Raw genomic sequence first — 25,089 nt, 5'->3', positions numbered from 1 at the left:
GGGTGCTTCTCCACCCACGGATGGTCGGGCGAGCACTGCAACGCGAAGTCCAGCGCCACCTCCAGACCCAGACCCCGCGCCCGCTCCACGAACCACGCGAAGTCCTCGACGGTGCCCAGCTTCGGGTGCACCGCGTCGTGCCCGCCCACGGGCGACCCGATCGCCCACGGCACGCCGACATCGTCGGGGCCCGCGGACAACGTGTTGTTGGGGCCCTTGCGATACGTCGTGCCGATCGGGTGGATCGGCGGCAGATACACCACATCGAAACCCATGCCCGCAATTGCCGGAAGCCTGCCTGCCGCCGTGCGGAACGTGCCGTGCGGCTCCTCCGGGGTGCCCTCGGAACGCGGGAAGAACTCGTACCAGGCGCCGTACAGCGCCCGTTCCCGCTCCACGAGCAGCGGCAGCGTCGGCGACGAGGTGACCAGGTCACGCAGCGGATACCGGGCCAGCGCCGCCGAAACCTCCGGGGTCAGCGCGGCGGCCAGCCGGGAGGTGGCCGGAAGCGAGCGGTCGCGCAGGGCGTCGGCCGCGCCGCGCACCACCTTGCGCAGTCCGGCGCCCTTGGGGACGCCCGCCGCGGCCCGCTCGTGCAGCCGCGCGCCCTCCTCCAGGACCAGCTCGGTGTCGATCCCGGCCGGGATCTTGATCTCCGCGTGGTGGTGCCAGGTGGCGAGCGGATCGCTCCAGGCGTCGACCCGGTACGTCCAGCGGCCGGGCTCGGTGACGGTGACGGTGGCGCCCCAGCGGTCGGTGCCGGGGGCCAGTTCGTGCATGGGGGTCCAGGGGCCGGTGCGCCCCCGAGGATCGGTGAGGACGACATCGGCCGCCACGGCGTCGTGACCCTCCCGGAACACGGTGGCCGAGATCTCGAACGACTCGCCGGTCACCGCCTTGGCGGGACGCCGGCCGCGCTGCACGAAGGGGCGCACGTCGAGGACGGGGATGCGTCCGATGAGGTCCTGGCCTCCGTTCTCGGAGGGTGGCTCCGAGGGCGGCGGCCCGGTGTCGGCCGGGGGTGCCGGGGCCGTCGCGGTGCCGGGTGTCGGGGGTGCTGACGAGTGGTGCTTGGCGGGCATGACCGCTCCTGTCCGCGTCAACGTGGGTGGGCGGATGGCTGAGGGGAGGTGGGTCCTGCGTCGGGTACCCCCTGAATTCCGGGGAATTCCGGAGGGGTTCGTACCGCTGGTTCCTTCCCACCCTAAGCGAGTGCGCAATCCGGCACTTTGTTAACTACTCGCGCGTATGTCTACACGCGGGACCGGCCGGGTCGGCGCGGCCGGGCGCCGGGGCGCGGACGCCGTCGCGCGGGGCGGGCGGTCTGCCGCTACGAGGCCGGTACCTGCAAGAGTTCGTCCGGCGAACCGGGTCCACGGCCGGACACTTTCCCGTGCACGGCATTCTTTGCGAGGGCTTTGGAAACCTGCTCGGGCTCGGCCTTCGGGTTTTCGGACAAATACAGCGCGGCGGCGCCCGCGACATGCGGACTGGCCATCGACGTACCGGAATAGGTCGCTTTGCCGGTGTCACTGGCATAGGACGCGGAGGTGATGCCGACGCCCGGCGCGAACAGGTCGACGGAGGGGCCGAAGTCGGAGAAGCGGGCGCGGGCGTCGTCCCGGCCGGTCGCGCCGACCGTGATCGCCTCCCGCACGTCCGCGGGCGAGAAGAGACCGGCGGGCCGTCCGTGGTTGCCCGCCGCGACGGTGTACGTGACGCCGGACGCGATCGAGGCGCGGACGGCCGCGTCCAACCGGGCGTTGTACGGACCGCCCACGCTGAGGTTGGCGACCGCGGGTGCGCGCGCGTGCCGGGTCACCCACTCGATGCCCGCGATCACCCGTGCGGTGGTGCCGTCGCCGTGGTCGTCGAGCACCCGCACGGAGACGATCCGCGCCTTCCTCGCCACCCCGTACGCGGCCCCCGCGACGGTCCCCGCGACATGGGTGCCGTGCCCGTTGCCGTCGCCCGCGCTCCGGTCGCCGTCGACGAAGTCCCAGCCGTAGGAGGCACGGCCGCCGAAGTCCCGGTGGGTGACGCGGACCCCGGTGTCGATCACGTACACCGTCACCCCGCGCCCGCCGGACGCCGGGGGCCGGTAGCGCCCGTCCAGCGGCAGCCCCGGCCGGTCGATCCGGTCCAGCCCCCAGGACGGCGGCCCGGCCGGGGCGCCCGCGAGCGACACCCGGGTGTCGGGGACGACGGAGGCGTGCCATGGTCAGGGTTCCCCTCCTCGGCTCGGCGTGCGACCACGCCCCCGTCGCCGGGGGCACCCGGCGGCCGGTCGACACGCCACGGGGGAAGCCTCCCCCGCGCGGTGGGACCCGACAAGAACGCCTCGGGGGTGGAATCGGCCATCTCGCGCGGCCCCGCTCGCGCAGGTCGTCCGGTGTCCCGGACGCCGTGCGGCCGATCGGCGCCGTGGTGAGGGCGCCCGGACGCCGATACCGTCGACCGTGACGACGGGACGCACACCGCCGTGCGTCCCTTTCCGCACGCCTGACGAGGTGGCAATGAAGGCTATCCGTCGCTTCACCGTCCGACCCGTCCTGCCCGAACCCCTCCGCCCGCTCAGCGACCTCGCGCGCAATCTGCGCTGGTCCTGGCACGCGGAGACCCGCGACCTCTTCCAGTCCGTCGACCCCGAACGCTGGGCCGCCGCCGACCGCGACCCGGTACGGCTGCTCGGCAGCGTGCCCCCGGCCCGGCTCGCCGAGCTGGCCCAGGACCGCCGGTTCCTGCGCCGCCTGGCCGCGGCCGCCGACGACCTCGACGACTACGTCCGCGGCGCGCGCTGGTACCAGGCGCAGCCCGGTGAACTCCCGTCCGCCGTCGCCTACTTCTCACCCGAGTTCGGCATCACCGCCGCGCTGCCCCAGTACTCGGGGGGCCTGGGCATCCTGGCGGGCGACCACCTCAAGGCCGCCAGCGACCTCGGGGTGCCGCTGATCGGCGTCGGCCTGCTCTACCGGCACGGCTACTTCCGCCAGACGCTCTCCCGCGACGGCTGGCAGCAGGAGCACTACCCCGTCCTGGACCCGCACGAGCTGCCCGTCGCCCTCCTCGAAGAGGCCGACGGCACCCCCGCGAGCGTGGCACTTGCGCTCCCGGGCGGACGGCGGCTGCACGCCAGGATCTGGCTGGCCCAGGTCGGCCGGGTGCCGCTGCTGATGCTGGACTCCGACGTCGAGGAGAACGACCCCGGCGAACGCGGCGTCACCGACCGCCTCTACGGCGGCGGCAGCGAGCACCGGCTGCTCCAGGAGATGCTGCTGGGCATCGGCGGGGTGCGCGCGGTGCGCGCCTACTGCCGTCTCACCGGCCACCCGGAGCCGGAGGTCTTCCACACCAACGAGGGCCACGCCGGGTTCCTGGGCCTGGAGCGCATCGCCGAACTGGGCGCGGCCGGGCTCGACTTCGACGCCGCCCTGGAGGCGGTGCGGGCCGGGACCGTCTTCACCACGCACACCCCGGTACCGGCCGGCATCGACCGCTTCGACCGCGACCTGGTCGCCCGGCACTTCGGCCCGGACGCCGAACTCCCGGGCGTAGAAACCGAACGCGTCCTGCGGCTCGGCAGGGAGACGTACCCCGGGGGCGAGCCCGGCCTCTTCAACATGGCCGTGATGGGCCTGCGCCTGGGGCAGCGCGCCAACGGCGTCTCGCTGCTGCACGGCCAGGTCAGCCGGGAGATGTTCGCCGGTCTGTGGCCCGGGTTCGACGCCGAGGAGGTGCCCATCACCTCCGTCACCAACGGCGTGCACGCGCCGACCTGGGTGGCGCCCGAGGTGCTCAGGCTCGGCGCCCGGCAGGTCGGCGCGCAGCGCGCCGAGGACGCGCTCACCGCGGGCGGCTCCGAGCGCTGGGACGCGGTCGCCGGCATCCCCGACCTCGACATCTGGGAGCTGCGCCGCACCCTGCGCGAGCAACTGGTGACCGAGGTGCGGCGGCGGCTCACCGCGTCCTGGCGCCAACGCGGCGCCGGAACGGCCGAGTTGGGCTGGATCGACGGGGTGCTCGACCCGGACGTCCTGACCATCGGGTTCGCCCGCAGGGTGCCGTCGTACAAGCGGCTGACGCTGATGCTGAGCGATCCGCGACGGCTGACGGACCTGCTGCTCGACCCCGAGCGGCCCGTCCAGATCGTCGTCGCGGGCAAGGCGCACCCGGCCGACGACGGCGGCAAACGCCTGGTGCAGGAGCTGGTCAGGTTCGCCGACGACCCGCGGGTGCGGCACCGGATCGTGTTCCTGCCCGACTACGGCATGGGCATGGCGCAGAAGCTCTACCCGGGGTGCGACATCTGGCTCAACAACCCGCTGCGCCCGCTGGAGGCGTGCGGCACGTCGGGGATGAAGGCCGCCCTCAACGGCTGCCTCAACCTGTCGGTCCTGGACGGCTGGTGGGACGAGTGGTTCCAGCCCGACTTCGGCTGGGCGATCCCCACCGCCGACGGCGCGGGCACCGACCCGGACCGCAGGGACGCCATAGAGGCGGCGGCCCTCTACGACCTGCTGGAACAGCGGGTCGCGCCGCGCTTCTACGAGCGGGGCCGCACCGGACTGCCCGACCGCTGGATCGAGATGGTCCGCCAGACCCTCACCCTGCTGGGGCCCAAGGTGCTGGCGGGGCGCATGGTCCAGGAGTACGTGGAGCGCCTCTACACCCCGGCGGCCCACGCCCACCGCGCGCTGACCCCGGAGACCGCCCGCGCGCTCGCCGCCTGGAAGGACCGGGTGCGGGGTGCCTGGCCCGGGGTGCGGGTCGACCACGTGGAGACGACGACGGCCACCCCGACGGCGGAACTCGGCTCGACCCTCGGTCTGCGGGTCCGCGTCGCCCTCGCCGGGCTGGCCCCGGAGGACGTCGAGGTGCAGGCGGTCTCCGGCCGGGTGGACCCCGAGGACCGCCTCACGGAGGTGTCGGCGACCCCCCTCAAGCCGGTCGGCAACCCCGACCGGGAGGGCCGCTGGCTCTACGAGGGTCCGCTGGCCCTGGACCGCACGGGCCCCTACGGCTACACGGTCCGCATCCTCCCGTCCCACCGCCTGCTCGCCTCCCCGACCGAGATGGGCCTGGTGACGGTCCCGGCGCAGGACGCGGCGACGGGGGCGGGGGTGCTGCTGCGCTGAGCGCGCGCCGGGCGCCCGGACGACGGGCGTCCGGCCGCCGGGCGTCCGTCGGCGGCGTCCCGGGCGAGGGTGTCCGGGCGCCGTCCCTCAGCTCGCCGTCCCTCAGATCTCCGCCAGGTCCGCGCACAGACGGCGCAGGGTCGCGCCGCAGCGGCGGGCGTACGCCTGCTGCAGGGCCCGCGCCGCCGGACCCGCGGCCCGCGCGTACCACTTCTGGCCGCGGCTGAAGGCGGCGACCGTCAGCCAGACCGTGCCGTCCCCGGTGCGGCTGACGATGAAGGCCTCCTCGCCGCTCTCGGGGTGACCGGCCAGGGTGCCGTAGCCCCAGCCGCGGCGGCGGGACTCGTCCAGGGTCCACACCACCCGGCAGGGTGCCCGAATGATTCCGGCCAGAGTGACGGTGACGTCCACGTCGGGCGCGGCGCGGTCGGCGCCGGTCTCCATGCCGACGCCCATCGCGCGGTGCATCTCCCAGGTGAGGACCGCTTCGGAGGCCCGGCGGAAGACCTCCTCGCCCTCGCCGATACGGGTGCGCACATGGAGGGAGTGGAAGCCGGGCGGGCAGAAGGCCGGATCGTCGCGGGTGGCGCCGACCGGCTCGTACGTGAAGTGCGACGAGGACATGGCACCCAAGAGTAGGGCGGCCCCCGGGATCAGCTACCTCCCGGGGGCCGTTCTTCTGTCAACTACCTTGGGATCAGGTGACGTTGACCGCGGTCCAGGCCGAAGCCACCGCGTTGTACTCGGTCGATCCGGAGCCGTACAGGGCGGCCGCGGCGGAGAGCGTGCCGGTGCGGGCCGACTTGTAGTTCGTCGTCGACGTGAAGTACGTCGTCAGCGCCTTGTACCAGATCTGCAGCGCCTTGGCGCGGCCGATGCCGGTGACCGTGGAGCCGTTGTACGTCGGCGAGTTGTAGCTGACGCCGTTGATCGTCTTCGCGCCGCTGCCCTCGGACAGCAGGTAGAAGAAGTGGTTGGCGACACCGGACGAGTAGTGCACGTCCAGGTTCTTCGTCGTCGAGGACCAGTAGTTGGCGGAGGCGCCGTCCTTGCTGGGCTGGTCCATGTACCGCAGCGGCGTGCCGTTGCCGTTGATGTTGATCTTCTCGCCGATGAGGTAGTCGCCGACGTCGGAGGCGTTGTTGGCGTAGAACTCCACGCCGGTGCCGAAGATGTCGGAGGTGGCCTCGTTCAACCCGCCGCTCTCACCGCTGTAGTTGAGGCCCGCGGTGTTGGAGGTGACGCCGTGGCTCATCTCGTGGCCCGCCACGTCCAGCGAGGTCAGCGGGTGCGTGTTGCCCGAGCCGTCGCCGTACGTCATGCAGAAGCAGGAGTCGTCCCAGAACGCGTTGACGTACGCGTTGCCGTAGTGGACGCGGGAGTAGGCGGCGACGCCGTTGTTCTTGATGCCGCTGCGCCCGAAGGTGCTCTTGTAGAAGTCCCAGGTGACCTGCGCGCCGTAGGCGGCGTCCACCGCGGCGGTCTGGTCGGTGCTGGAGCTGGAGGCCGCGCCGGTGCCCCACACGTCGTCCGCGTCGGTGAACAGCGAACCGGTGCCGGAGGTGGAGCGGGCCAGGTTGTAGGTCTTGTGACCGCCGCGCGTGGTGTCGTACAGCTGGTACGTCGAGCCCGACAGCGTGGTGTTCAGGGTGACGGTGCCCGAGTACAGGCTCTTGCCCGAGCCGTTCTCGATGCCCTGGTACTCGAACAGCTTCTTGCCGGTGGCCGCGTCGGTGATGACGTGCAGCTCGTTCGGGGTGCCGTCGTCCTGGAGGCCGCCGACGACGGTCTCGAAGGCGAGGACCGGCGTGCCGTCGCCCGCCCAGATCACCTTGCGGGGCGCGGAGTCGGCGGTGGTCTTCGCCGAACCGGCCTCCTTCGCGAGGGTCAGGGCCTGCTTCTCCGCCTTGGCGGCGGTGATCTGCGGCTTCACCGAGGCGACCTTGATGGTCGCCTTGACGGCCTTGGTCACGCTTCTGGTCGCGCCGCTCGCCGACTGGTGGACGACGAGGTCGCCGCCGAGCACGGGCAGGCCCGCGTAGGTGCGCTCGTAACGGGTGTGCACCGAGCCGTCGTTGTCCTTGAGGACGTCCTTGACGACCAGCTTCTCCTTGGCGCCGAGACCTATCTCCTGCGCGGTCGCGGTGGCGTCGGCCCGCTTCTCCTCGACGAGCGAGGCGCGGGCGCCGGCCGAGAGCTGGAGCGGCGCCGCGGCGAGCGGGGCCTTGGCCGTGGTGTCCGCCGGGGTCTGGGCGGCGGCCGAACCGGTGGTCAGACCGGTGGCGAGCAGGGCTCCGGCGGCAACGGCGGTGGCGATGGCCAGAGTCGAGCGCTTGTGACGCGTGTAGAGGGGGGTCACACAAGCTCCTTGAAGTGGGGAGTCCGGACCGGCGTGGGGCGTCCGACCGGGAGTTGCTTGAAGTTGTGCGGCGGTTGTGAGGAAGAGTGACACCAAGGACGCGTACATGTCAGTCCCAGGTCATGATGTTGGCTGAAAACCGACCGCTGAGTGAACATTGCGGGAATGTGAACCCGCGTGAACTGCGTCAAGTCCCAACCAGCGGTCGGCATGGTGTTGGCAAAAAACTGGTCTCGTCGCGGGCGGTGGAGCGGGCGCCGTCCCGGGCGTGCGCACCACCGGGACGGCGCCCTGGCACGGGCCCGCGGGCCTGCGCCCCGCGGGCGGGCCGGTGAGGACCCGTCGATCCGGCCGGTGTGCTGGGCTGTCTGCTCCCGCACCCGCAACTTCCAGATGCGGCAAGCGACTTCGGCGGAGGCGCCGGCGGCGGAGAGCTGCCGGACGCCGTCCGCCGAACCGGCCGACGAGGCGTTCCCCCGCCGGTGCGCGGTCCCGCCGGGAGCCGCCGGACCGATCACCGGGCCCTCCCGGTGGCCGCGCGCGAGGTCGACCGAAACCCGAAGGGCCTACGGGGCGCCGCCGGTCCGTCCGGTGACGTTCGCGGACGACGTGACGGCCGCCCCGTTGTCCGAATCGACGCGGCCCGCTATTCGGACGCGGCGCCCTTCGCCCCGGCGGTGGGGCGCGCGCCCACCGCGACGCCCGCCCAGGCGTCCTGCACCGCCCGGTACTCGGCGGAGCCGGTGCCGTACAGCTCGCCCGCCGCCGCCAGGGTGCCGGTGCGGGCGCCCGCGTAGGTGGTGGTGGAGGTGAACTTGGTGGTCAGCGCCCGGTACCAGATCGCCAGCGCCTTGTCCCGGCCGATGCCGGTGACCGGGAGGCCGTCCGCGGTCGGCGAGTTGTAGCTGACGCCGTTGATCGTCTTCGCGCCGCTGCCCTCGGACAGCAGGTAGAAGAAGTGGTTGGCGGGGCCCGAGGAGTAGTGCACGTCCACCGAGCCGATGCCGGAGTACCAGCTGTCCTTGGACGCGCCGTCCTTGCTCGGCTTGTCCATGTACCGCAGCGGCGTCCCGTTGCCGTTGATGTTGATCTTCTCGCCGATGAGGTAGTCGCCGACGTCGGAGGCGTTGTTGGCGTAGAACTCCACGCCGGTGCCGAAGATGTCGGAGGTGGCCTCGTTCAACCCGCCGCTCTCACCGCTGTAGTTGAGGCCCGCGGTGTTGGAGGTGACGCCGTGGCTCATCTCGTGGCCCGCCACGTCCAGCGAGGTCAGCGGACGCGCGTTGCCGCTGCCGTCGCCGTACGTCATGCAGAAGCAGCTGTCGCTCCAGAAGGCGTTGACGTACGCGTTGCCGTAGTGGACGCGGGAGTAGGCGCCCACCCCGTTGTTCTTGATGCCGTTGCGCCCGAAGGTGTTCTTGTAGAAGTCCCAGGTGGTGGCCGCGCCGTAGTGGGCGTCGGCGCCCGCCGTCGCCGTGTTCGACGTGGTGCCGTTGCCCCAGACGTCGCTGGTCTGCGAGAAGAGCGTGCCGGTGCCCGAGGTGCCCCGGTTGAGGTTGTACGTCTTGTGGCCGCCGCGCGCGCCGTCGGTCAGCGTGTACGTCGAGCCGGACTGGGTGGTGGTCAGGGTCACCTGGCCGCTGTACTGGGTGTTGCCGGTGCCGTTCCTGACGCCCTGGTACTCGTAGAGCTTCTTGCCGGTGGCCGCGTCGGTGATCACGTGCAGCTCGTTCGGCGTCCCGTCCTCCTGGAGCCCGCCGACGACCGTCTCGTAGGCCAGCGCCGGGGTGCCGCCCGCCGCCCAGATCACGGTGCGCGGCGCCGCGTCGGCGCTCGCCCGGGTCCCGCCGAGCGTCCGCGCCCGCTCCACGGCCTGCCGTTCGGCGGCGGACTTCGTCACGTCCGGCGTGGTGTCGGCGACGGCCACGGGCGCGTCCGTCGCCCTGACGACCCGGCGGGTGGCGCCGGAGCCGGCGGTGTCGACGATCAGGTCGCCGCCCAGGACCGGGAGGCCGTCGTAGGTGCGGTCGTAGCGGGTGTGCAGGGTGCCGTCGGCGTCCTTGACGACGTCCTTGACGACGAGCCGCTCCTTGGCGCCGAGACCGATGTCCCGGGCGGTCGTGGCGCGGGCCGCGTCGGCGTCCCGCAGCAGCTCGGCGCGTTGCGAGGGGGAGAGCACGACGGCCGCGCGGACCGCTGCGGGCCCGTCGGCGGGGGCCGGGGCCGCGCTGGCGGCGCCCGACTGGACGGCCGCGGCGATCAGGGCGGTGACACCGGCGAGGGCGACGGCGGCGGCGCGGCGGTGTGCGGTGTGGGAGGTGCGTCCGCGAGAGGAACTGCTTCTCAACACTGACTCCTTCTGCGTGGCCGCGGATCGCGCGGCCGGGGGAGACCGGACGGCGAGGGGGCCGACCGGGCGGTACGCGGAGCGAAGTGCGTGCAGTGCGGGCGTGCGGGCCGGTCCACGGCGGCATTCCGTGGGGTGAAGCTGTGGGGTTGCTGTGAACGGGCCGTGGGAAGAGTCGCAGGGATCGGCCCCGTGTGTCAGGGCCGCGTCAGGAATTTGGCCGGATTTCGTTCGTTGTCCGGTAATTCATGTTCGCTATACGGACACGTCACCGACACGCCACACGGAGACGCCCCACCGGGCACGGGTACGGCGTGCGGGGACGCCCCGCCGGGCACGGGTACGGCACGCGAAGGCGCCCCACCGGGCACGGGTGCGGCACGCGGGGATGCCTCGCCGCGCGCGGGTGCGGGACGCCGGGACGTTCCTCACGGCTCCCGTGCGGGGGCCTCCGCACCCTGTCCCCGCTCCCCGTGCCAGGTCCCCCACAGCGCCGCGTACGCCCCGCCCGCCGCGACCAGTTCGTCGTGCGTGCCGACCTCGGTGAGCAGGCCGTTCTCCATGACGGCCACCCGGTCCGCGTCGTGCGCGGTGTGCAGCCGGTGCGCGATCGCGATCACCGTGCGCCCGGCCAGGACGGCGGCCAGCGCGCGCTCGGTGTGCCGGGCGGTCGCCGGGTCAAGCAGCGCCGTCGCCTCGTCGAGGATCAGCGTGTGCGGGTCCGCCAGCACCACCCGGGCCAGTGCGAGCTGCTGGGCCTGCGAGGCGTCGGTGCGCGCGCCGCCCTCGCCGAGCCGGGTGCCGAGCCCGTCCGGCAGCTCCCGCACCCAGTCGTCGGCGCCGACCGCGGTCAGCGCCGCCCACAACTGCTCGTCCCGTGCCTGCGGTTCGGCGATCAGCAGGTTGTCCCGGACGCTCCCCAGGAACACATGGTGCTCCTGGGTCACCAGCACCACCTGGCGGCGCAGCCGCTCGGGCCCGAGCGCGGCCACCGGCACCCCGCCCACCGTCACCGAGCCCGCGGTCGGCGCCTCGACGCCCGCGAGGAGCCTGCTCAGCGTCGTCTTCCCGGCGCCCGAGGGGCCCACCACCGCGAGCCGCTCCCCGGGCCGCACGGTCAGATCCACCCCGCGCAGCACCTCGCCGCCCCGCTCGTAGGAGTACCGCGCCCCCCGCACGTCGATCCGCCCGCCGACCGGCGCCGCCGACCCGTCGGACACCGCGCGCGGCGCCCGCGCCAGCCCCTCCACCCGGGCGAACGACGCCCCGCTGGACTGGAGTTGCTCGATCCGCATCAGCACCTCGTCGAGCGGGGTGGCCAGCCGCTGCTGGTAGAGGGCCGCCGCGACGACCTCGCCCAGGCTCAGCGTGCCGCGCGCGAGCAGCGCCCCGCCGACCAGCAGCACCGCCGCCACCGGCACCAGGTAGGAGACCTCGATCACCGGGAAGAGGACCGAGCGCAGGAACAGCGTGTACATCCGGGTGCGCCGGGACGCCTCCACCGCGTCCCGGCTGACCGCGATCCGCCGCCGCTCCAGCCGCAGCGCCTCGACCGTGCGGGCGCCCGCCGCCGTCGCCGCGACGATCTCCGCGACCTCGGAGGTGGCGGCGCCCTCGGCGAGGTAGCCGGACCTGGCCCGGCGCAGGTACCAGCGCATCACGGCCCAGACGCCGCCGAGGCCCAGCAGCCCGCAGGCGCCGAGCAGCGGGTCGAGGACGAACACCGCGCCCACCAGGAACAGCGCCTGCGCGGAGTTGACGAGCAGTTCGGGCCCCGCGTCCCGCAGGGTGGTGCCGACGGTGGCGACGTCGCCGGTGCCGCGCGCGGTGAGGTCGCCCGTCCCGGCCCGCTCCACGGTGGCCGCGGGCAGCGCGAGGGTCCGCCGCACGAACTCCTCGCGCACCCGGGCCAGCACCCGCTCCCCGAACCGGTGCCCGACGTACCGCGCCCACCGGGCCAGCAGCAACTGCCCGAGCGCGCAGAGCAGGATCCACAGCGCGAGCCGGTCGACGGCGCCGACCCCCGCGCCGCCGCGCACCTCGTCCACGATCCGCCCGACCAGCCAGGGCCCGGCGATCCCCGCGCCCGCGGCGAGCGCGTTGAGCGCCAGCAGGGCACCGAAGGCCCCGAGGTCCCCGCGCACCAGGCGCCCGACGGCCCGGCGGACGTCGGCGGGCTCCGCGACCGGCAGTCCGGCGGGCGGCGCGGCGGTCACCGGGGCACGCCCTCTCCGGCCGTCTCGTCGGCGTCGCGGGCCACCAGCGCCCGGTACCCCGGCTCGGTGGCGAGCAGGCGGGCGTGGTCGCCGGTGGCCGCGACCTTGCCGTCGACCAGGAAGTGGACGGTGTCCGCCCGGCCGAGGACCAGCGGGGACGTCGTCGTCACCAGCGTCGTCCGGCCCGCGCGGGCGTCCCGCAGCCGTCGCGCCACCCTGGCCTCGGTGTGCGCGTCGAGCGCCGAGGTCGGTTCGACGGCCAGCAGCACCTCCGCGTCGGCGAGCAACGCCCGCACCAGGCGCACCCGTTGGCGCTGCCCGCCGGAGAGGTTGCGCCCCTGCGCGTCGATCACGCTGTCCGGCCCGTCCGGCAGCCCGCGCACGATGTCCTCGGCGACGGCGTCCCGCACCGCCCGCTCGACGGCCGCGCCCGACGGGTCCCGGCCCGCGCCGACCAGCTCCCGGAAGGTGCCCGCGAACAGGTCGGCCTCCGGGTCGGCGACCAGGATGCGCTCCCTGACCTGGGCGAGCCGGATGTCGGCGAGCGGCACCCCGCCCCAGGTCGCCGTCGACGGCAGGTAGCGGCCGAGCCGGTCCACGACGGCCGCCGCGTCGGCGGGCCTGGCCGAGGCCAGCGCGGTCAGCCGCCCCGGCCGCACCCGCACCCCGGAGACCGGGTCGTGCAGCGCCGACGGTTCGGCGGGGGCGTCCCGGGTGCCGGTGTCCGCCATCGGTTCGAGGCCGAGGAAGCGCACCACCCGGCGGGCCGCGACCAGGCCCCGGCTGATCTGGTAGCCGCACTCCACCCAGAACGCCACCGGCAGCACCAGCACCGCCACGTACCCGTAGACCGACACCAGCTCCCCGACGGAGAGCGCCCCCTGGGCGGCCAGCCGGGCGGCGAGCCAGGTCACCACCGCGAGGAAGAGGGTCGGCAGCCCCACGCCGAGCGCCTGCACCCAGCTGGTGACCGCGCCGACCCGGTAGCCCTGCCGCAGCAGCCGCCGCGAGTCGCGCCGGAAGGCGTCCGCGACCAGCTCCTTGCCGCCGAGCCCGTTCAGCACGCGCAGCCCGCCCGCCAGGTCGGAGATCCGCGCGGTCAGCACCCCCTGCCGCTCCCGGTACTCGCCCTCCGCGCCCTGCAACCGGGCGAGCAGCGGCCCGACCAGGACGACGATCACCGGGATGCCGAGCAGCACCACGGCCGCGATCAGCGGCGACACGGCCAGCAGCAGCCCGGCGACGACCAGATAGGCGACGACGGCGCCGACCCCGGGCCCCACCACGGTCAGCGCCGTCGCGATGGTCTGCACGTCACCGACCCCGATGGTGACGACCTCCCCGGCCCCCACCCGGCGCGGCAGCGCGGCGCCCAGCCGGGCCGCGTGCCCCACGACCAGCTTCACGGTGCGGAAGTTGGCGTCCAGCCGCACCCGGGTCATCGTCCGGTGCCGCATGACGCTCAGCCAGGCGTTGAGGACGCCCACCCCGAGCAGCGCGGCCGTCCAGCCCGCGAGCACCGGGTAGTCACCGGGCTCAAGACCCCCGTCGACGGCCCGCGACAGCAGGTAGGGCGAGGCCGCGAGCAGCACCATCCACACACTGCCCAGCACCGCCCCGGCCACCGCCCGGCCCCGCTGGCACCGCACCAGCCACCACAGGTACCGTCCGCCCCCGCGCAGGTCGGGCGTGCCCGGGTCCTCGTACGCGTCGATCATCCGCCCCCGCTCCGCTCACGCCAGACTGTCCCGCCACGCCCGGTGCAGATCCGCGAACCGCCCGGTGCCCGCAATGAGTTCGGCCGGGCTGCCGTCCTCCACGATCCGTCCGCCCTCCATCACCAGGACCCGGTCCGCGATCGCCACCGTGGAGAGCCGGTGGGCGATGACGACGGCGGTGCGGCCCTGGAGCACCGTCGCCATCGCGCGCTGCACGGCCCGTTCGCCCGGCACGTCCAGCGAGCTGGTCGCCTCGTCCAGGATCAGGACCGCCGGGTCGGCGAGCAACGCCCGCGCGAACGCCACGAGTTGCCGCTGCCCGGCGGAGATCCGGCCGCCGCGCTTGCGGACGTCGGTGTCGTAGCCGTCGGGCAGCGCCTCGATGAAGTCGTGCGCGCCGATCGCCTTCGCGGCCCGCTCGATCTCCTCCCGGTCCGCCTCCGGACGGCCGATCGCGATGTTCTCGGCGACCGTGCCGGAGAACAGGAACGCCTCCTGCGTCACCATCACCACCCCGCGCCGCAGTTCGGGCACGGACAGCTCGCGCAGGTCGACGCCGTCCAGCAGGACCCGGCCCGCCGACGCGTCGTAGAACCGGGCCAGCAGTTTCGCCAGCGTCGACTTCCCCGCACCCGTCGAGCCGACCACCGCGACCGTCTGCGCCGCCGGGATCGTCAGGTCGAAGCGGGGCAGCACCTCGCCGCCGGTGCGGTACCCGAACGCCACCTGGTCGAAGACCACTTCGCGCCCCGGCAGGCCGTCCCGGGCGGGCGGCAGCTCCCGCGGGTCCGCGGGCTCCGGCACGGACGGCCTCTGCGCCAGCAGCCCGGCGATCTTCTCCAGGGAGGCCGCGGCCGACTGGTAGGAGTTGAGGAACATGCCGAGCCGGTCGATCGGGTCGTACAGGCGCCGCAGATAGAGCACCGCGGCCGCCAGCACGCCCAGCGCCAGCGAGCCGTCCGCCACCCGGTAGGCGCCCCACAGCACGATCCCGGCGACGGCCGTGTTGGCGACCAGCCGGGAGCCGACGACGTACCGGGCCATCTCCAGCAGCGCGTCGCCGTTGCGCCGTTCGAGACGGCTGTTGAGGACCTTGAAGTCGGCGTCGTTGACCGCCTCGCGCCGGAACGCGCGCACCGGGCGGATGCCGTTCATCGTCTCGACGAACTTCACGATCACCGAGGCGATCGCCGTCGACCGCAGCCGGTACACCCGGCCCGCCCGCCGCCGGTACATCCGCACCAGCAGGTACAGCGGCCCGAACGACGCGACGGCGACCCCGCCGAGACCGAGGTCGAGCCAGAGCAGCATCGCCGAGATGTACACGAACGACAGGACGACCGTGATCAGTTCCTGGAGGCCCTCGTCGAGGAGTTCGCGCAGGGACTCCACGTCCGTGGTGGACCGGGAGATCAGCCGCCCGGACGTGTACCGCTCGTGGAAGTCCAGGCTGAGCGCCTGCGCGTGGCGGAAGATCCGGCCGCGCAGGTCGAGCAGCACGTCCTGGTTGACCCGCGCCGAGGCGACGACGAACGCGTACTGGAGGCCGCCGGAGACCAGCGCGGACAGCAGGTAGCCGACGGCCACCGCGGTCAGCGGCCCCAGGTCGTCGCGGCGGAAGGCCGGTACGGCGGTGTCGATCGCGTACGCCACCAGCAGCGGGCCCGCCTGCACGGCCGCCTGCTGGAACAGGATGAGCAGCGCGGTGCCCGCGACCCGCGCCCTCATGGGCGCCAGCAGCGACCGCAGCAGCGCCCCGGTGGCGCCCGGGGGAGCGGGCAGGGCGTCCTGGTCGAAGGGGTCGCCCCCGGGACCGCTCCCGCCCTCCGGCACCCCCGGCCCTGCCGCCTCCGGCCCGCCGCCCCTGCCCTCCGCGCCGGACCTCCCCGGCCCGTCGGCGACCCGTTCCCGGGCGGGCGCGGGTGCCCGGTCGTCCGGCTCGTCGTCGCCGGGCCGCGGGACCGACGTCGTGGCGGATGTCATCGCTCGCCCTCCGTTTCCCCCGTGCCGACGGCCGTCGGCGTCCTCTCCCCGTCGTCCGCGCCCCCCGACATCAGGTACGCGTACTCCGGGTGCGTGCGCAGCAGTTCGTGATGGGTGCCGACGGCCGCGACCCGCCCGCCGGACAGCAGCGCGACCCGGTCGGCCAGCAGCACCGTCGAGGGGCGGTGGGCGACGATCAGCGCGGTGGTGTCGGCCAGCACCTCGCGCAGCGCCGCCTCCACGGCCGCCTCGGTGTGCACGTCCAGCGCGGACAGCGGGTCGTCCAGGATCAGGAACCGGGGCCTGCCGACGACCGCGCGGGCCAGCGCCAGCCGCTGCCGCTGCCCGCCGGAGAGGCTCAGGCCCTGCTCGCCGACCTGGGTGTCGGCACCCTGCGGCAGCGCCCGCACGAAGTCCGCCTGGGCGACCCCGAGGGCGCGCTCAAGATCGACGGCGCCCGCACCGCCGTCCGCCCCCATGAGGACGTTCTCGCCGACGCTCGCCGAGAAGAGCGTCGGCTCCTCGAAGGCGACGGCGACCCGGGTGCGCAGCTCCTCGCGGGAGAGCGCGGTGATGTCCTCGCCGTCCAGGGTGATCCGCCCCTCGGTCAGCTCGTGCAGGCGCGGCACCAGCGCGGTGAGCGTGGTCTTGCCGCTGCCGGTCGCGCCGACCAGGGCCATCGACTCGCCGGGCCTGATGTGCAGGTCCACGCGGTCCAGGACGGGCGGTGAGCCGGGCGGCGCGTCGGGGTAGCGGAACCGCACGCCGTCGAAGCGCAGCCCGCTCGCCCCCGGGCCGGTGTCCGGGGCGCGGGACCGCTCGCCGCCGGGCGACTCCGGACGCTCGTCCAGCACCTCGAAGTACCGCTCGGTGGCGGTCGCCGCCTCCTGGCACATCGCGAGCAGGAAGCCGATGGAGTCCACCGGCCAGCGCAGCGCGAGCGCCGTCGACAGGAACGCGACCAGGGTCCCCGCCGACAGGTCGCCGTCCGCGACCTGCACGCTGCCCAGGACCAGGGCGGCGCCGATCGCCAGCTCGGGCAGGGTCACGATGACGCCCCAGATCGCCGCCAGCAGCCGGGCCTTGCGCAGCTCGGTGCCGCGCAGGGTCGCCGACAGCTCGCGGAACGCCCGCGCCTGGCTGCGGTGACGGCCGAAGCCCTTGATGATCCGGATGCCGAGGACGCTCTCCTCGACGACCGTCGTCAGATCGCCGACCTGGTCCTGCGCGAGCCGCGCCACGCCCGAGTACCGCTTCTCGAAGACCGCGCACGTCACCATCACCGGCACCGCGGGGACCAGGATCACCAGCCCGAGCCGCCAGTCCTGGAGCAGCATGATGCCCACGCCGACCAGGATCGTCACCCCGTTGACCAGCAGGAACGTCAGCGGGAAGGCGAGGAACATGCGCAGCAGCATCAGGTCCGTGGTGGCCCGGGACAGCAACTGGCCCGAGGACCAGCGGTCGTGGAAGGCGACCGGCAGCCGCTGCGAGCGCCCGTACAGGTCCGCCCGCAGGTCCGCCTCGACCCGGGACAGCGGCCGGGCCACCAGCCACCGGCGCAGCCCGAAGAGCAGGGCCTCGGCGATCCCCAGCACCAGCAGGCACAGCGCGCCCAGCCACACCCCGGCCGGATCGCGATGGGTGACCGGTCCGTCGACCATCCACTTCAGGACCAGCGGGATCACGAGCCCCAGGCAGGAGGCGACGACGGCGACGGACGCGGCCGTCGCCAACCGGGCCCGCACGGGCCGTACATGGGGCCACAGACGCAGCAGGGTACGGACCGCGGAACGGTCGGGGGCGGGCGCGGCGGCAGGTGTGGTGGACATCAGCAGCGAGCCTACGGACCGGCACTGACAACGCCCACCGAGTTTTGGCCGGGTCCGGCGTCCCGGCGGGCACAGCGGGCACAGCCGCCACGGCCCGCCGCGCCCCCGGTGACCTGGGAACCAGGGCGCCCGGTCACCCCACCCGCAGCAGCAGCACCGCCCGCGCGGGCACCGTGATCGACGTCCCCGCCCGGTACGTCACCCCCGGCGCCGCCGTCTGCTCCTCCCGCGAGGTGTCGACGACGACCTCGTACCGCTCCGCCCACGGCGCCCCCGGCAGCGCGAACGCGGCGGGCCGGTCCCCGGCGTGCAGCACCGCGAGGAAGCTGTCGTCGACGATGGGGGCGCCGCGCTCGTCGCGGCCCGGGATGTCCCGCCCGGAGAGGTACATGCCGAGCGTGGCGGCGGGCGCGTACCAGTCGCCCTCGGTCATCTCGGCGCCCCGCGCGGTGAACCAGGCCAGGTCCCGCAGCCCGTCCGCGGAGTGCGGGACGCCGGAGAAGAACGCCCGGCGGCGCAGCACCGGGTGCCGGTGGCGCAGCGCGATCAGCCGGGACGTCAGCTCGGTCAGGGCCCGCCAGCCGGGGTCCTCCAGCAGTCCCCAGTCGATCCAGCTCGTCTCGTTGTCCTGGCAGTAGGCGTTGTTGTTGCCGCCCTGGGTGCGCCCCATCTCGTCGCCCGCGACCAGCATCGGCACGCCCGTCGACAGCAGCAGCGTGGTGAGCAGGTTGCGCAACTGGCGTCTGCGCAGCGCGCGCACGCGCCCGTCGTCGCTCTCGCCCTCGGTGCCGCAGTTCCAGGACCGGTTGTCGTCGGTGCCGTCCCGGTTGCCCTCGCCGTTCGCCTCGTTGTGCTTGCGCTCGTAGGTCACCAGGTCGCGCAGGGTCAGACCGTCGTGCGCGGTGACGAAGTTGACGGACGCGTAGGGCCGCCGGCCGCCCCACGCGTAGAGGTCGCTGGAGCCCGAGAGCCGGTAGCCGAGGTCGCGCACGTCGGGCAGCGCGCCCCGCCAGAAGTCCCGGACGGCGCCCCGGTAGCGGTCGTTCCACTCCGTCCACAGCGGCGGGAAGGCGCCCACCTGGTAGCCGCCCGAGCCGACGTCCCACGGTTCCGCTATCAGCTTCACCCGGCGCAGCACCGGGTCCTGCGCGATGACCGCGAGGAACGGCGAGAGCATGTCGACGTCGTGCATGGAGCGGGCCAGCGCCGCCGCGAGGTCGAAGCGGAAGCCGTCGACGCCCATCTCGGTCACCCAGTAGCGCAGCGAGTCGGTGATCAGCCGCAGCACGTGCGGCCGCACCACGTGCAGGGTGTTGCCGCAGCCGGTGTAGTCCGCGTAGCGGCGGGCGTCGGACTGGAGCCTGTAGTAGCCGCGGTTGTCGATGCCCTTCAGGGAGAGCGTCGGGCCCAGCTCCCCGGCCTCGGCGGTGTGGTTGTAGACGACGTCGAGGATCACCTCGATGCCGGCCGCGTGCAGCGCCCGCACCATCCGCTTGAACTCGCCGACCTGCTGCCCGGCGGTCCCCGCGGAGGCGTACCCGGCGTGCGGGGCGAAGTAGCCGACCGAGTTGTAGCCCCAGTAGTTGCGCAGCCCCCGGCGCAGCAGATGGTCCTCGTGCGCGAACTGGTGCACCGGCAGCAGCTCCACCGCCGTCACCCCGAGCCGTTCCAGGTGCGCGACGGCCGCCGGGTGGGCCAGCCCGGCGTAGGTGCCGCGCAGTTCCTCGGGGACGCCGGGGTGGGTCCTGGTGAAGCCCTTGACGTGCAGTTCGTAGATGACGGAGTCGGCCCAGGGGGTCTTCGGCCGGTGGTCGTCCGACCAGTCGTCGTCGTCATGGACGACGACGCCCTTGGGGACGAAGGGCGCGGAGTCGCGTTCGTCGCGCACGGTGTCGGCGACGTGCTGCTGCGGCCAGTCCCTGACGTGCCCGTACACCTCGGGCGGCAGCGCGAAGTCGCCGTCCACGGCCCGCGCGTACGGGTCGAGGAGCAGCTTCGCCGGGTTCCAGCGGCCGCCGGTCCACGGGTCCCAGCGGCCGTGCACCCGGTAGCCGTAGCGCTGCCCCGGCAGCACCCCGGGGACGAAGCCGTGCCAGATCTCGTGCGTCAGTTCGGTCAGCGGGGCCCGGGTCTCCCGGCCGCGCGCGTCGAACAGGCACAGCTCGACGGACTCCGCGCCCCCCGCCCACAGCGCGAAGTTGGTGCCCGCCACGCCGTCGGGCCCGACCCGGTACCGGGCGCCCAGCGGGGTCGGCGCGCCCGGCCGCACCGGCACGCCCGGCGTCCCGCGGGGGACCGCCTCCGTCACGACGACCGGGGCGGTCGGCTCCCCGGCCACCGCCTCCCGCTCGGCTGCGCTGGACACCTGTCAGCCTCCCACGGCTCGGGGGACGGGCCGGGAAAGGGGCGGGTGACGTCCCGGTCACCGCACCCCTTCGCGTCGTCCTCCCCCATGTTCTGCCCAGAGCACGCGTCGCACTCACGTTTCCCCGGACCCGCCCCGCTCGTTGCACACCGCGTGAGGCACGTACACGGGCGCGCGCGGCGCGCGGGGGCCACGCTGGCCGCCCTACTGACATGGGCAGGACTACTCGCCGGAGCGGCCGGCTGCACCTCGGGCGGCTCGGGCGGGATCGGTCTCGGCGGGGCGCTGGGCGCGTCCGCGGCCCCCGAGGACGTCATCCGGATCTCCCCCGACGACGGGAGCAAGGGGGTGGCGCCGGGGGAGCCGCTGCGGGTGCGGGTGCCCGACGGGCGGCTGGAGTCGGTGAAGGTGGTCCGCTCCCAGGACGCGCAGGAGTCGCAGGTGCCGGGCCGGATCGCGCAGGACGGCCTGAGCTGGGAACCGGACGAGCGCACGCTCGGCCTGGCCGCGCGGTACACGGTCGACGCGGTCGCCGTCGACGACGAGGGCCACCGCTCGGCCCGGCACACCACGTTCACCACGTACGTCCCCGACGAGCGCTTCATCGCCTACGTCACGCCGGAGAACCGGACCACGGTCGGCACCGGCATGATCGTCTCGCTGGACTTCAGCCGGGAGATCGAGGACCGGGCCGCGGTGGAGCGCGCGGTGCAGGTCACCGCGCGCCCGCCGGTGGAGATCCGCCCGCACTGGTTCGGCAAGGGGCGGCTCGACTTCCGTCCGCGCGCGTACTGGCGGCCCGGCACCGAGGTGACGGTCTCCCTGAAGCTGCGGGACGTGCAGGGCGCCCCGGGCGTCTACGGGCTCCAGTACAAGACGTTCTCCTTCACCGTCGGGCGCAGCCAGGTCTCCCTGGTCGACGCGGCCGACCACACCATGGAGGTACGGCGGGACGGGGAGCTGCTGGCCACCGTGCCGATCACGGCGGGCGCCCCCAAGACGACCACGTACAACGGGAAGATGGTGGTGATGGACATGCTGGAGGTGACCCGGATGAACAGCCGCACGGTCGGGTTCGGCGGCGAGTACGACATCCCGGACGTCCCGCACGCCATGAAGCTCACCAACACCGGGACGTTCCTGCACGGCAACTACTGGTCGCCGAACGCCCCCGGGCGGGTCAACGTCAGTCACGGGTGCGTGGGGCTGCGGGACGTCAAGGGCGGCAGCTCGGACACCCCGGCCGGCTGGTTCTTCGACCGCAGCCTCGTCGGGGACGTGATCGAGGTGGTGCACAGCAAGGACACCACGGTCGCGGCCGACAACGGCCTCGGTGGCTGGAACATGACGTGGCAGCGGTGGACGGGGGGAGCCACCCGCGGATGACCGCCGGGGGCCCGCCGGAGGTCGGACCCGGGACGGTCGCCGATGTTGCTGCTGAACGGTGACCTCCGCCTCACATCTTCCCCAAATCCTTGCGGTTAATATGCGCCAATGTGCGCGTGGGACGCGCGGGGGTGCGGGCCCGACCAGGCCCGGCGAGGGGAGAGAACGTGGACGTGCGACCGATATCGGGGGCGTCGGTTGACGCGCGGGGACGGCACGCGAGACGGCTGTCGGCCCTGCTGCTCGGGGTGGTGATGCTGACCGCCACCGCGTGCGGCGGCGGCGACTCCGGTTCCGGGGACGCGAAGGGGGCGGACGGCGGCGGCAAGGACGCGACGGCCGCCCGGAGTTCGCAGTCGGCGGCCGTCGTCGCCATCGCGCCGAAGGACGGTGCCGAGGCCGTCGGCACCAGCGGGGCCCTGGAAGTCACCGCGAAGCACGGCAAGTTGAAGAAGGTCCAGGTCAAGAACGCCAAGGGCGACGAGGTCGAGGGCGAGATCACCGACGGCGGCGCGACCTGGACGCCCGCCGGGCACCTGGCCGCGGCCACCACGTACACCGTGCACGCGGTCGCGGAGGACGCCGAGGGGCGCGAGGCGGCCGAGGACTCCCGCTTCACCACGCTGACCCCGAAGAACACCTTCGTCGGCACGTTCACCCCGGAGGACGGATCGAAGGTCGGCGTCGGGATGCCGTTCTCGATCCGCTTCACCCGGGGCATCACGCACCCGGAGGACGTCGAGAAGGCGATCACGGTCACCACGTCGCCCGCCGTGGACGTCGAGGGCCACTGGTTCGGCAACGACCGCCTCGACTTCCGCCCGCAGGAGTACTGGAAGTCCGGCACCGAGGTCACCGTCCGGCTCGACCTCGACGGGGTGGAGGGCCGCGCGGGCGTCTACGGCAAGCAGTCCAAGACGGTCTCCTTCACCATCGGCCGCAACCAGGTCTCGATCGTGGACGCCAAGGCCCACACGATGAAGGTCACCCAGGACGGCAAGGTCGTCAGGACCATCCCGGTCACCACCGGCAAGCCCGGCTACGAGACCTGGAACGGCCAGATGGTCATCAGCGAGAAGCTCCGGGTGACCCGGATGAACGGCGAGACGGTCGGCTACGGCGGCGAGTACGACATCAAGGACGTCCCCGACGCCATGCGCCTGACCGACTCCGGCACCTTCGTCCACGGCAACTACTGGGGCGGCGGCGCGTTCGGCAACTACAACGCCAGCCACGGCTGCGTCGGCCTGCGGGACGTGCGCGGCGGCTACGACCGCAAGCTGCCCGGCGGCTGGTTCTTCGACCACTCGATGACGGGTGACGTGGTGGTCGTCAAGCACTCCGACGACCGCACCGTCGCGCCGGACAACGGCCTCAACGGCTGGAACATGTCGTGGGAGAAGTGGAAGGCGTGAGCTGACCCGCGTCCCCGACGCGCGAGGGGCCCGGTGCTGTGACCGACAGCACCGGGCCCCTGTCGTTAGTCGCCGTTAACCTGCCTGCATGACCGTGAATCTCGAAGTCGCCGAGGGCGTCGGCACGATCCGCCTCGACCGCCCGCCGATGAACGCGCTGGACATGGCCACCCAGGACCGGCTCAGGGAACTGGCCGAGGAGGCGGGACGGCGCGCGGACGTGCGGGCCGTGGTGCTGCACGGCGGTGAGAAGGTGTTCGCGGCCGGCGCGGACATCAAGGAGATGCGGGAGATGGACCACGCCGCGATGATCCTGCGGTCCCGCGCCCTCCAGGACTCGTTCACCGCGGTGGCCCGCATCCCCAAGCCGGTGGTCGCGGCCGTCGCCGGGTACGCGCTGGGCGGCGGCTGCGAGCTGGCGCTCTGCGCGGACTTCCGGATCGCGGGCGCCGACGCGAAGTTCGGTCAGCCGGAGATCCAGCTCGGTCTGATCCCGGGCGCGGGCGGCACCCAGCGGCTGGCCCGGCTGATCGGCCCCTCGAAGGCCAAGGACCTGATCTTCACCGGCCGGATGGTGCGGGCGGAGGAGGCGCTGACGCTCGGTCTGGTCGACCGGGTGGTGCCCGCCGGGGAGGTCTACGCGGCCGCGCACGCCTGGGCGGCGAAGCTGGCGCAGGGGCCGGCGATCGCGTTGCGGGCCGCCAAGGAGGCCATCGACGGCGGCCTGGAGACGGACCTCGACACCGGCCTCGCCCTCGAACGCACCTGGTTCGCGGGTCTGTTCGCGACCGAGGACCGCGAGCGGGGGATGCGCAGCTTCGTGGAGGAGGGTCCGGGGAAGGCGAAGTTCCTGTGAACGTCCGCGCATTCGCGCACAGTTGACAGGATGTCTGATGCGGGGTCCCTCGAAGGGGCGGTTTATGGGAGCCTTAAGAGGCCCTTAAGCCTGTCGTGTCGAGGGAGCCTGTCGCTTGTCCTCAGTCGATCCTCCGCCCCAGGTCAGATCAGCCACACACCCCTCTGAACTGCCGAAGGCATATGCCGAAACGGTTATGCGGAACGAGGGGTTCCGGGGGGTGCATTCCGCCGGAACCGCCCCGGGGGGTGTGCGGGGCGGCCATGATGGGGGCATGGCGGGGCTGGAGGGCATCGAACAGCCGCGGGGACAGGACCGTGCGGCCGCGGCCCGCTGGTCCCCCGCGGTCGAGGACGAACGAGGGCTCCAGGCGCTGGAGTTGTTCGGCAACCCGGCCGACGCCGAGGTCTCCCTGCCGTCCCGGCCCGAGTCCGCCGCCACCGCGCGAAGACTCGCCCAGGTGGTCGTCCTGCGCCACTGGGGGCTCGGCCCGAAACTCGCCGAGGACGCCGTCCTGCTCGTCTCCGAACTGGTCGGCAACGCGGTCCGGCACACCGGCGCCCGGGTCTTCGGCCTCCGCATGAAACACCGGCGCGGCTGGATCCGGGTCGAGGTCCGCGACCCCTCCCGCGGCCTGCCCTGCCTGATGCCGGTCGCGGAGACCGACCTCAGCGGGCGGGGCCTCTTCCTCGTCGACAAGCTCGCCGACCGCTGGGGCGTCGACCTGCTGCCCCGCGGCAAGACCACCTGGTACGAGATGAGGGTCACCGACCGCTGACGGGGCCCGCCGGGATCTGGCGGGGACGTGCCGGGGCGGGATGCCGGACGCCGGCCTGGGGCGCCCCGGGGGCTGTGCCTCCGGCGGTCGCGGCTCGGGTGTCCGCGCGGCTGACGGACGTCGCTCCGCCGTCCAGGCCCTGATGGCCGTCGCTCCGCCGCCCGTGCCGTCGACGGCCGTTGCCGCGGCGCCGTCCGGGAGGCGGCCGTTGTCGCTTGCCTCGCCCGGTGTCCGGGTGTCGGCAGTCGGCGTTCGCCTTGCTCGCTGTCCGGGGGTTGGTAGTCGGCGTTCGCCTCGCCCGCTGTCCGGGGTCGGTCGTCGGCGTTCATCCTTGTCCGCTGTCCGCTGTCCGCTGTCCGCTGTCCGCTGTCCGCTGTCCGCTGTCCGCTGTCCGCTGTCCGCTGTCCGCTGTCCGCTGTCCGCTGTCCGGGTGCCGGTCGTCGGCGTTCGTCTCGCCCGTCGCCGGGGGTGCCCCCACCCGCGGTCACTTTGTCGCCGTTCGGGTCAATGGCCCGTTTTGTCGGTTCGTCGCTCTTAAATGGAGCGGTGACCACGACCGACCGCCGAACGGCGCTGCGCGCGGGCGCCGCCCTGGTGGCCGGGGGCGCGCTCGCCGCCGGATGCTCCACCCCCGGCGCCGTCGCCCACCCGGCAGCCACCCCGTCCGCCACCCGCCACGCCGCCGCCGAACCGCCCGCC

The 25,089-nt window shown here is 73.7% G+C and carries 13 protein-coding genes and 2 pseudogenes; 5 read left to right on the top strand and 10 right to left on the bottom strand.

Annotated elements, in window-relative coordinates; all coding sequences use genetic code 11:
- Positions 1-1,082, bottom strand: a 1,082-nt coding sequence (locus tag GA0115242_RS33120) for a maltotransferase domain-containing protein (RefSeq protein ID WP_141721842.1), incomplete at its 3' end; no start/stop codon positions are given.
- A 248-nt stretch (positions 1,083-1,330) separates the two neighbouring features.
- Positions 1,331-2,221 (bottom strand): annotated as a pseudogene (locus GA0115242_RS33115) (S8 family peptidase); the annotation flags it as partial.
- 295 nt (positions 2,222-2,516) lie between these two features.
- Between GA0115242_RS33115 and glgP the strand changes: the two are divergent.
- Positions 2,517-5,135, top strand: coding sequence for an alpha-glucan family phosphorylase (glgP, locus tag GA0115242_RS33110; RefSeq protein ID WP_093835136.1), 2,619 nt, complete (start codon positions 2,517-2,519; stop codon positions 5,133-5,135).
- A gap of 102 nt (positions 5,136-5,237) precedes the next feature.
- Here the strand turns inward: glgP and GA0115242_RS33105 are convergent, their stop codons facing one another.
- From GA0115242_RS33105 to glgX, 8 genes and pseudogenes are all read right to left on the bottom strand, one after another.
- A complete protein-coding gene (locus tag GA0115242_RS33105; RefSeq protein ID WP_093835134.1) occupies positions 5,238-5,759 on the bottom strand; it encodes a DUF1990 family protein in 522 nt (173 codons plus the stop codon).
- Positions 5,760-5,832: 73 nt separating this feature from the next.
- Positions 5,833-7,494: a M4 family metallopeptidase gene (locus GA0115242_RS33100; RefSeq protein WP_093835132.1), complete on the bottom strand. Its 1,662-nt coding sequence runs from the start codon at positions 7,492-7,494 to the stop codon at positions 5,833-5,835.
- 338 nt (positions 7,495-7,832) lie between these two features.
- Positions 7,833-9,841 (bottom strand): annotated as a pseudogene (locus tag GA0115242_RS33095) (M4 family metallopeptidase); the annotation flags it as partial.
- A gap of 428 nt (positions 9,842-10,269) precedes the next feature.
- Positions 10,270-12,057, bottom strand: a complete 1,788-nt coding sequence (locus GA0115242_RS33090; protein WP_093835130.1) for an ABC transporter ATP-binding protein — start codon at positions 12,055-12,057, stop codon at positions 10,270-10,272.
- Positions 12,054-13,775, bottom strand: coding sequence for an ABC transporter ATP-binding protein (locus GA0115242_RS33085; RefSeq protein ID WP_093835128.1), 1,722 nt, complete (start codon positions 13,773-13,775; stop codon positions 12,054-12,056). Before GA0115242_RS33085 ends, GA0115242_RS33090 begins: the two co-directional genes overlap by 4 nt.
- A 15-nt stretch (positions 13,776-13,790) precedes the next feature.
- Positions 13,791-15,758 carry an ABC transporter ATP-binding protein gene (locus tag GA0115242_RS33080; protein WP_093835126.1) on the bottom strand — a complete coding sequence of 656 codons (1,968 nt, stop codon included), beginning with the start codon at positions 15,756-15,758 and terminating at the stop codon, positions 13,791-13,793.
- The gene (locus GA0115242_RS33075) at positions 15,755-17,590 is read right to left on the bottom strand and encodes an ABC transporter ATP-binding protein (protein WP_093835124.1); all 1,836 of its coding nucleotides are present in this window, start codon (positions 17,588-17,590) and stop codon (positions 15,755-15,757) included. The genes GA0115242_RS33080 and GA0115242_RS33075 overlap by 4 nt, the downstream gene beginning before the upstream one ends.
- 133 nt (positions 17,591-17,723) lie before the next feature.
- Positions 17,724-19,955 carry a glycogen debranching protein GlgX gene (gene glgX / locus GA0115242_RS33070; protein WP_093835122.1) on the bottom strand — a complete coding sequence of 744 codons (2,232 nt, stop codon included), beginning with the start codon at positions 19,953-19,955 and terminating at the stop codon, positions 17,724-17,726.
- Between the two features lie 153 nt (positions 19,956-20,108).
- On the opposite strand from glgX, the gene GA0115242_RS33065 reads away from it, so the two are divergent.
- From GA0115242_RS33065 to GA0115242_RS33050, 4 genes are all read left to right on the top strand, one after another.
- Complete coding sequence (locus tag GA0115242_RS33065; protein WP_093835120.1) at positions 20,109-21,341, top strand: L,D-transpeptidase; 1,233 nt, start codon at positions 20,109-20,111, stop codon at positions 21,339-21,341.
- 167 nt (positions 21,342-21,508) lie between these two features.
- The gene (locus tag GA0115242_RS33060; protein ID WP_256089814.1) at positions 21,509-22,756 is read left to right on the top strand and encodes a L,D-transpeptidase; all 1,248 of its coding nucleotides are present in this window, start codon (positions 21,509-21,511) and stop codon (positions 22,754-22,756) included.
- A gap of 88 nt (positions 22,757-22,844) precedes the next feature.
- On the top strand, positions 22,845-23,612 hold the full coding sequence (locus GA0115242_RS33055; protein WP_093835118.1) for an enoyl-CoA hydratase/isomerase family protein: 768 nt from the start codon (positions 22,845-22,847) through the stop codon (positions 23,610-23,612).
- A 169-nt stretch (positions 23,613-23,781) separates the two neighbouring features.
- On the top strand, positions 23,782-24,390 hold the full coding sequence (locus GA0115242_RS33050) for an ATP-binding protein (protein WP_161353403.1): 609 nt from the start codon (positions 23,782-23,784) through the stop codon (positions 24,388-24,390).
- Positions 24,391-25,089: the final 699 nt, after the last annotated feature.

Origin of the sequence: Streptomyces sp. SolWspMP-5a-2, from assembly GCF_900091845.1 — a bacterium.
Classification (GTDB): Bacteria; Actinomycetota; Actinomycetes; order Streptomycetales; family Streptomycetaceae; genus Streptomyces; species Streptomyces doudnae.
Note: the sequence above shows the minus strand (reverse complement) of the source record. Positions and strands in the feature narration are given on the sequence as shown.